Source organism: Mycolicibacterium sp. CBM1 (assembly GCF_054073305.1).
In genome coordinates this window covers 197,720-206,380 of record NZ_JBSXPP010000010.1, presented here as the reverse complement: position 1 = coordinate 206,380, position 8,661 = coordinate 197,720, and the positions used below count along the sequence as shown (strand labels likewise).

4 protein-coding genes and 1 pseudogene are annotated in these 8,661 nt (G+C 69.3%); 2 read left to right on the top strand and 3 right to left on the bottom strand.

What is annotated here, in order from left to right; all coding sequences use genetic code 11:
- Nucleotides 1-237 (top strand): annotated as a pseudogene (locus ACXDF8_RS15525) (HNH endonuclease signature motif containing protein); the annotation flags it as partial.
- A gap of 20 nt (nucleotides 238-257) precedes the next feature.
- Here ACXDF8_RS15525 and ACXDF8_RS15520 read toward each other — a convergent pair.
- The 3 genes from ACXDF8_RS15520 to ACXDF8_RS15510 form a co-directional block, all read right to left on the bottom strand.
- On the bottom strand, nucleotides 258-3,257 hold the full coding sequence (locus ACXDF8_RS15520; RefSeq protein WP_457224158.1) for a 4Fe-4S dicluster domain-containing protein: 3,000 nt from the start codon (nucleotides 3,255-3,257) through the stop codon (nucleotides 258-260).
- Between the two features lie 148 nt (nucleotides 3,258-3,405).
- Complete coding sequence (gene iniR / locus ACXDF8_RS15515; RefSeq protein WP_457224157.1) at nucleotides 3,406-5,895, bottom strand: isoniazid response ATPase/transcriptional regulator IniR; 2,490 nt, start codon at nucleotides 5,893-5,895, stop codon at nucleotides 3,406-3,408.
- Between the two features lie 7 nt (nucleotides 5,896-5,902).
- A complete protein-coding gene (locus ACXDF8_RS15510; RefSeq protein WP_457224156.1) occupies nucleotides 5,903-7,816 on the bottom strand; it encodes an Hsp70 family protein in 1,914 nt (637 codons plus the stop codon).
- A 234-nt stretch (nucleotides 7,817-8,050) separates the two neighbouring features.
- Between ACXDF8_RS15510 and ACXDF8_RS15505 the strand changes: the two genes are divergently transcribed.
- The gene (locus ACXDF8_RS15505; protein WP_457224155.1) at nucleotides 8,051-8,599 is read left to right on the top strand and encodes an Rv0340 family IniB-related protein; all 549 of its coding nucleotides are present in this window, start codon (nucleotides 8,051-8,053) and stop codon (nucleotides 8,597-8,599) included.
- Nucleotides 8,600-8,661 lie beyond the last annotated feature (62 nt).

The window sequence follows — 8,661 nt, the reverse complement described above, 5'->3', positions numbered from 1 at the left end:
GACTGGAAACACGGCGGCAACACCAACATCGACGACCTCACCCTGGCCTGCGGGCCCGACAACCAACTCGTCGACACCGGCGGCTGGACCACCCGCAAACAACCCGACGGCACCACCGCATGGATCCCACCACCAGAACTACCCATGCTGCACGGCGGCACCAACACCTACCACCACCCCGAACGACTACTCGGCGGCGCCTCGCCACCCGACGACGGCGGCGGCGAAGCCGCCTGAGGTTCTCGACGGCGGGTGGGTCAGCGCTTGCCGGGCGGGCGCGCGCCCTTGGCGATTCCGAGTCCCTTCACCGGCGGAGCGTCAGCCTTGGGCTCTTCGGCTTTGGGTTCGGCCGGTGCCGCTGGTGCTGCTTCCGCTTGTGGCGCAGTGGCTTCAGCAGGTGCCTCGGCGGCTGACTCGGTCTTGGGGGCTGACTCGGCCTTGGCGGCGGCGGGTGCGGCGGGAGCCTTCTTGGCACCGGGACGACGGGCGCCGGCCGCAATGCCGAGGCCCTTGACCGGCTGCTGTGCCGGCGTGACCGTCTCGGCCTTGTCCGGATCGACGTTGGCCGGCTGGCTGACCGTCGCGGCTTCGGCCTTGGGCGTCTCTGCGGGAGCGGCGGCAGCCGGGGCGGCTGCCGTCTTCTTGGCGCCGGGGCGCTTGGCGCCGCCCGCGATGCCCAGACCCTTGACCGGAGCCGCGGCCGTCTTCGCTTCGGCGGCAGGTGCTTCGGCGGGTGCTTCGGCGGTGGAAGCCTCAGCTGCCGGGGACCCAGCAGCCGGCGCAGCGGTCTTCTTGGCGCCGGGGCGCTTAGCGCCACCGGCGATGCCAAGGCCCTTGACCGGTGCGGCCTCTTTGGTCTCGGCCGGGGTCTCGACCGGTGCCGCAGCAGGAGCCGCCTGTGCGGCGTGAGCGGGCTCCGGCTCGGCGGTGGGCGCCGGCGGCGCCTCCGCGGGAGCCGCCGCGGCAGCAGCCTCAGCCGCGGCCTCGGCAGCCTTGGCGGCCGCACCCTTCTCCGGCAGCGTCACGCTGCTCAAGTCCAGTGAACCCAGCAGCAGCTGGGCGACGTCGAGCACCTCGACCTCGTCGGCCTTGTCGCGATCGCCGACACCGTCGGTGATCATCACACGGCAGAAGGGGCAGCCGGTGGCGATCTTGGCGGGATCCAGGGCCAGTGCCTCGTCGACGCGCTCGTGGTTCACGCGCTTGCCGATGTGCTCTTCCATCCACATCCGCGCGCCGCCCGCGCCGCAGCAGAGGCCGCGGTCAGCGTGCCGGGGCATTTCGGTCAGCGTCACACCGGACGCCCCGATCAGCTCACGCGGTGCGTCGTAGACCTTGTTGTGTCGGCCCAGGTAGCAGGGGTCGTGGTAGGTGATGTTGGCCCCACCGTCGACCGCCTTGACCGGGACCAGCTTCTTGTCGCGGACGAGTCGGTTCAGCAGCTGGGTGTGGTGCACGACCGTGTAGCTGCCGCCCACCTGTGGGTATTCGCGGCCCAGCGTGTTGAAGCAGTGCGGGCAGGTCACGACGATCTTGCGGTCGACGCGTTCCACTCCCTCGAATAGGTCGTTGAGGGTCTCGACGTTCTGCGCGGCCAGCTGCTGGAACAGGAACTCGTTGCCCGAGCGGCGAGCCGAGTCGCCGTTGCAGGTCTCCCCGTCGCCCAGGACCAGGAACTTGACCCCGGCCGCGGCCAGCAGTTCGGCGACCGCCTTGGTGGTCTTCTTGGCGCGGTCTTCGTAGGCGCCGGCGCAGCCGACCCAGAACAGGTACTCGAAGCCAGCGAAGGAATCGACGTCCTTGCCGTAGACCGGGATGTCGAACTCGACCTCGTCGATCCAGGTGAGACGTTCCTTCGCGTTCTGGCCCCAGGGGTTGCCCTTGGATTCCAGGTTCTTGTAGAGCACGCCGAGCTCACCGGGGAACTCCGACTCCATCATCACCTGGTAGCGGCGCATGTCGACGATGTGGTCGATGTGCTCGATATCCACCGGGCACTGCTCGACGCAGGCACCACAGGTGGTGCATGACCACAGCACGTCGGGGTCGATCACGCCGAGCTGCTCAGCGGTGCCCACCAAGGGTCGGGTCGCCTGCGCCGGGCCGGAGCCCAGCACGCGCTCGAAGCCGGACTCCGGCACGTGGTCGTGGGCGTCGTGCTTGGTCTCGACGAAGCCGCCTTCGGCTGAAGCGAACTGTTCGGCTTCGTTCTCAGCGTTGGGGATCGGCTTGCCGCCGATGATGTAGGGCGCCTTGGCAAACAGGTGGTCGCGCAGGTTCATGATCACGAGCTTGGGAGACAACGGCTTTCCGGTGTTCCACGCCGGACACTGCGACTGGCAGCGACCACACTCAGTGCAGGTCGTGAAGTCGAGGTAGCCCTTCCAAGTGAAGTCCTCGATCTTGCCGCGGCCCAGCACCGCGTCCTCGGCAGGGTCCTCGAAATTGATCGGCTCGCCCTTGTACTCGACCGGCAGGAGCGGGCCGAGGCCGTTCGGCAGCCGCTTGAAGGTGACGTTGATCGGGGCCAGGCCGATGTGTAGGTGCTTGGAGTGCAGCACGATCAGCAGGAAAGCCAGCATGACGCCGATGTGGCCCATCAGCGCGATGGTCTCGATCCACACGTTGGCGGTATATCCCAGCGGCGCCAGCAATGCGGCCATGCCGTGCGAGAAGAACGCGCCCCAGCCGTAGGGGAAGTCTTCGCCGAGCGCGTTGACCGAGGCGCCGCGGAAGAACGCATACGTCAGGATGACCAGGAAGATCATCAGCAGGATCAGCCAGGCGCCCCCGGTGTGCGATCCGTAGAAGCGCGACGAACGGCCGTATTCCTTGGGCTCCGACCGCAGCCGGATGATGCTGAAGACGATGATGCCCAGCACAACCGCCACAGCGAAGAAGTCCTGGAGGAAGCCGAGCGCGTCCCAACGGCCGACCAGCGGAATGTGGAACTCCGGGTTGAACAGCACGCCGTAGGCCTCGAGGTACACGGTGGCCAGAATGAAGAAGCCCCACATGGTGAAGAAGTGGGCGATACCGGGGATCGACCACTTCAGGAGCTTTTTCTGTCCGAAGACTTCGGTGAACTGCGCCTTGATGCGGGCTGGGATGTCGTCTTTGCGACCGGCCTCGTCTCCGACGGGCTGGCCCGACCGGATGAGCTTGGCCAAGAACTGCACACGCCGTGCGGCGAAGAACAACACGACGGCGGTGGCCAGCAGGCCGAGAATCAGCCTGCCCCAGTCAAGAGCGGTCACGGACTGCCTCCCTGTTGTAAGTTACTCTAGGGTAACTTAATGTAAGTTACTGGTCGGTAACTTAACCCCGGTCCAGCTCATAGTTGCATCTCGCGGATAACTGCCGCTACAGAGGCTGCCCTAACTTCGGGGCGGGCGGCTGTTCGTCTCAGCCTTGCGGTGTCAATATCGCCCGCAGCATCGACAGCATTTCCGAGCGCGACTCGGCGCCGAGCCGGCGTCGAATGCGCGCGACGTGATGCTCGACGGTCTTGGCGGAGATGAACAACTGGCTGCCGATGTCGCGGTACGGCATGCCCAGCAACAGCAACTCGGCCACCTCCCGTTCGCGGTCCGACAGCGGTGACGACGGGCGCGTACTGGCAAACGCGGAACCTGCCGGCTCCGGCACGGACTCCGCCCCCTCATCGCCCGAACCGTCACCGGCGGACAGTTTGAGGTCGCGTGCGATCTGCAGCATGACCCCGGAAACCTTGGGGTCGGACGCCTGCAGCGCCGCCTGTCCGGCCAGCCGGGTGGCGTCGGCGGTGAGGCCGAACTGAGCCAGCGCCCGCGAGCCCGCACCGACTTCCTCTGGCTCCACCTGGCCGGCGAGCACCCGCAGCCAGGTCCGCCCAGCAGCGGCCAACGCCCTGGCGAACGGGCTGTGCGCGGCCGCGGTGGCCAGCGCCTGGCCGTGGGGAGCCACCGCTGCGGGATCGTTAGCCAAGATCCCCGCGTGCACGCCCGCCCACCGCAGGGGCACCGACCAGGTCGGAGGATTTCCCAGGGACTCCAGGATTCCGAAGGCCTGCGTCAGCGCAGGCTCGATCCGATCCTGCTGTCCCAGCCGGGCCGCCGCCATCCATAACTCGCCCAACGGCAGCAGCGAGAACAGGTCGACGGAATACTCGGCCAGCACCTCCATGGCGGCATACCAGTGCTTGTTCACCGCGCCGCTGTCTCCGCCTCGGCGGGCGAGGGCGGTCCGCAACGCCGCGGCCCACAACGCGTCCCTGCGATGCAGGCCCGCAGAGTCGACGCCGGCGGTCTCGGCCGTCGCGGCGGTCAGCTGGCCGTCCTGCATCCGGGTCCAGGCCAGCAGCAGCCGGTGCCGCTGTCCGTACAGCGCGTCCGGGTTGTCGTGGTCGGCCCGCACCGCGCGGGCGACGACACTGCGCGCGCGAACCGGGTCACCACCGTGCAGGGCGGCCAGGGTGACCAGCGCCGCGGGACTGTCCGGGAGCACGTGGACCGCCGAGTATTCCGCAGCCATCGCCGCGCCGAGCTTGGGCGCCGCGGTCGCGTAGGGCGCGGTGACGGTCGTGAACAACCCATCGGCCAGGCTGCGGGCGGCCCGCGACGCGGCTGTCGGAGGCCCGGCGCTGTCGGCAGTGAGGGCACGCTCGGCGCCGGGCAGGTCACCCGTCGCGATGAGAACGATCGCACCCGCGGCGCTCACCGCCGCGTCCGGAAAGGGGCCTAGCCAGGTGAACAGTTCGGCGGCCTGTGCCGCGTTGCCGTTGTGCGTCGCCATGCTGGCCGCCACCCGAACCGCTGCGGCGCGCTCAACCGGATCGAGAGAGCCCAACAAGTCGTCCGCCTCGCCAGCGGCGGCGGAACATTCACCGGCGAGGGCGAGCGCGTCGGCCAGTTGCGGCCGCAGTTCGATTGCCCCGGCGTCGACCGCGGCGCGGTAGAGCGCGGCGGCGGAGGCGGGCTCGGACCGGCCGGCGCCGGCCTGCCGGCGCAGAACGTCGGCCAGCTGCTCGTCGCGCACGCCGTGCTCGGCCAGCCGCAGGGCTAGCGCGGGCGACAGCGTCGACATCGCGATCTGGGAGCGCAACAGCGCGGTCTCGACGTCGTGATGGCGGGCGGCGCCGAGGATCTGGCTCACCGCGCGGTGTACCGAACGCAGGAAGTGCGGGCTGTGCGCGGGCTCGACCAGCCCCGTGGCGCGGGCTCGGTCGATCAACACCCTCGCTCGCTCTGCCGAAACGTCCAGCGCGGCAGCGATGTCCGCAGCGCCGAGGTCGCGGCTCAGCGATGCGATCAGCAGTGCGTCGAGCTCCGGTTCGTCGACACGGCGAAGGCGGTCGATGAGCGCGAACAGCGCTGCCTGGGCGATCGTTGCGGCCGAGTAGGGCCGCGCCGACGTCAGCGCCGCCGTGACCAGGAACGGGATGCCCGCGGTGGCAACCAGCATGTTGGTCACGAGCTCGGTGCGCGGCGGATGACCGGACGGATCGGTGAGCAAGCGGGATATCTCACCGGATGTCAACGGCTCCAGGCTGATTCGCGGACGCTCGCGTTCGATGGCGGTGCTCAGGGCGCGCAGGGCGTCGTCGTGCTCACGCGACTGCGTCGCGACCACGATCGTCGAGGACGGTTCACCGGCCATCTGGGCGAGTCGGATCAGATCAGCTTCGTCGAGGAGGTGAGCATCGTCGACGACGATGGCGACCTCGTCGCCGTTGGTCGGTGGGCGGGTGGCGACCGGGATCCCGGCGCCGCGCAGCGCGTCGCGGACAGCGGTCAGGACCGTGCTCTTGCCGGCGCCGACACCCCCGGTCACCAACAACTTGACCGGTGCCGAGCCCAGCGCGCCGACCGCGGCCTGTACTGCTGGCGGCAGGGTCACCGGCGTCGAATCAGCCACTGGCCGGCTAACTTTCCGGTGCCGTCGCGCCGGTGAGGATCGGTTGCGTGGTCGGCGGCGGCGCGACGGTGGTGGTCGGCGGCGGCGCTGCCGTGGTGGTCGGCGGGGCCACGGTGGTGGTGGGCGGCGCGACGGTCGTGGTGGTCGTCGGCGGCGGTGTGGTGGTGGTCGTGCGGGTCGTGGTGGTTGTCGTCGGCGGTGTGGTCGTGGTCGTGGTCGTGGTGGTGGTGCTGGTTGTGGTTGTCGTCGTGGTGGTGGTTGGCGACGTCGTGGTGGTCGTCGTCGGCGACGTGGTCGTCGTTGCGGCAGTCGTCGTGGTCGCCGGCGGAACGGTTGACACCGTTGCGTTTCCGTCCGATCCGGTGATCGTCACCGTCTCTGGCGGGGCGACGTTGGTGGCCGGGGTGTCGCTGGGTTGCTCGCCGGGCTTGGTGACGCGGGTGGTTGTCGTGGTCGGTGTGCTGTCGCTGCTGGTCAAGGTGATTGCCAAGCCGCCGACGGCCACCGCGGCCAGCGCGGCCGCGATGCCGAACAGCAGCGGGGGACGGCGGTACCACGGCACCGGCGCGTCGACCAGCGCGGTCTCGTCGTCGGTCGGTTCAAACTCGACCATCGGCCGGGCGCCGGTGCCGCCCTGGGCCTGCTGGGCATAGTCGAAGGTGTAGTCCTCACCCGAATACGGCACCGGCTCGGAACCGGGAGCGTCGTCCTGCGACCAGGCCAGTGCCCGGAACGTCGCCGACGGTGAGCCGTCGGTGGCCGACTCGGTGGCGGCCGCGCCGGCGGTGCCAGCCGCCCACGCTGCCGGGGCCAGTCCGGTCGGTGCGTCCGCGGCTGCCACTGCCATTCCGGTAGGGGCGTCCGGTGCGCCGCCGCGCGCGGCGATTACCGCCGCGCCGATCGCCGCATTGAGGCCTGGGCGCGCCGTGGTGATCACCGGAACGCGCAACTCTTCGGAAAGACGTTGGGTGAGAATCGGTATCGCCGCTCCGCCGCCAACCGTGGCGACAGCGGCTAAGTTCGCTGCGGGAATCCGATTGCGCTCCAACGCATCGCCGAGCGCATCGAGGAAGCCCGCCAGCGGCTCGGCGAGCAAGCTCTCCAATTCGGCTCGGGTGAGCCGGATGTCGGTCCGTACGCCAGGTAGCTCGGCGGGCACCACGGTGGCGGTCTCCGCTGACAACCGCTCCTTGGCCAGCCGGCATTCTTCGCGCAGTCGCGTCAAAGCGCCGACAGCCACCGTGCTGGCCGGATCGGGGTTGGCGCCGTCGCGCAGGCCTGCGAGGACGTGACCCAGCAGGGCCTGGTCGATCTGTTCGCCGGAGAAGTCGGTGAATCGGACGGTCTCACCGATCTGCTGGAGCCCGGTGCCGGCATCGGCGAGGGTGATGTTGGTGCCGCTGCCGCCGAAGTCGCACAGTGCCACCACACCCGACGTGGGCAGACCCGGGTCGGCCTGCAGGGCGGCCAGCGCGGCGGTGGCGTCGGAGATCAGCATCGGCGGCACGCCGTTGGGGGCGAGGGTGGGTTTGGCTCGCAGTGCGCCGCGCAACGCGCCCACTGTGGCCGGACCCCAGTAGGCCGGCACGGCGATGACGACGGTCGACGGCGGCTGGCCGTCGTCCACGGTGCGTGAGATGGCTTCGAGCGCTTCGGCGGCGAGCTCCTCGCCGCGGTGCGGCGATCCGTCCGCGGCCACCAACGGAACGGGGTCGCCCACCCGCTCGACGAAGCCGCGGAACACCTGACCCGCCTCGGTGAGGTTGGGGCTCGTCAGTTCGGCGTTCTCGGAGGGGACGCCGACCTCGGCGGGCCGGTTTGCCCACAACGTCAGCACCGACCTGCGCGTCACCGGCTGCCGGCCGGGGCGAGCCGCCATCAGGTTGGTCGCGCCGATCGACAAGCCCAGTGACTCGCTCACTTCGCACATCCCTTCACCGTCGCGGCCGGCGGCCGTGTTCACCTTAAGCGCTGCCCACCCCAAACCCTGGCAGCCATCCCCTAATGTCGGAAGAACCCCTAAGGTCATAGCCCCTAATGCTGCTGCGGATCGGGTGGCCTTGACACCGATCCCGGAAGCGACACAGGTCGATAACATTCTGGACAGCAGCTGGGATTCCACTGTGACTATCGGCCGTAGGGGAGAATCTGTGACATGGCAAACTCGCTGCTCGACTTCGTGATGTCGCTGGTGCGGGATCCCGATGCCGCCGCGCGCTATGCCGCCGACCCGAGCGGGGCCATCGCCGACGCGCACCTGACCAATGTGACCAGCGCCGACGTCAACAATCTCATCCCAATGGTGGCCGACTCGCTGTCCGGTCCGATGTCGGGGGTGCTGCCCGGCTTCGACTCGGTCGACGCCGGGAATAGCAACGTGTGGGCGAGCGGCGCAGCGACCGCGGCCTTCGATGCTTTCGACGCCCATCTGCCGGCCGCGTCCCTGTCCGACGCGCACCCCGTCATCACCGACGTCGTCACCCATGCAGCCGCCGATCCGGCGGTGATCACCGATCCGGGGACGGCTCCCTCGGCAACGGAGTCCACGCTGCCGGACTCGTCTGAGCAGCTCATCGACACCCTCGTCGACCACGCGCCGGCACTGGACTCGGCGACAGACTGGGCCGCGCACACCACCTGGGAGCACGCCGACACCGACGACTCCCACGGCGCGAACGATCACCAGGGCTTCGAGCTGTTCTGAGCTGTTCTGAGTTCGTCGGACACTCTCGGCCGACCCCCACGTCGAAGATGACGTGGGGGTTT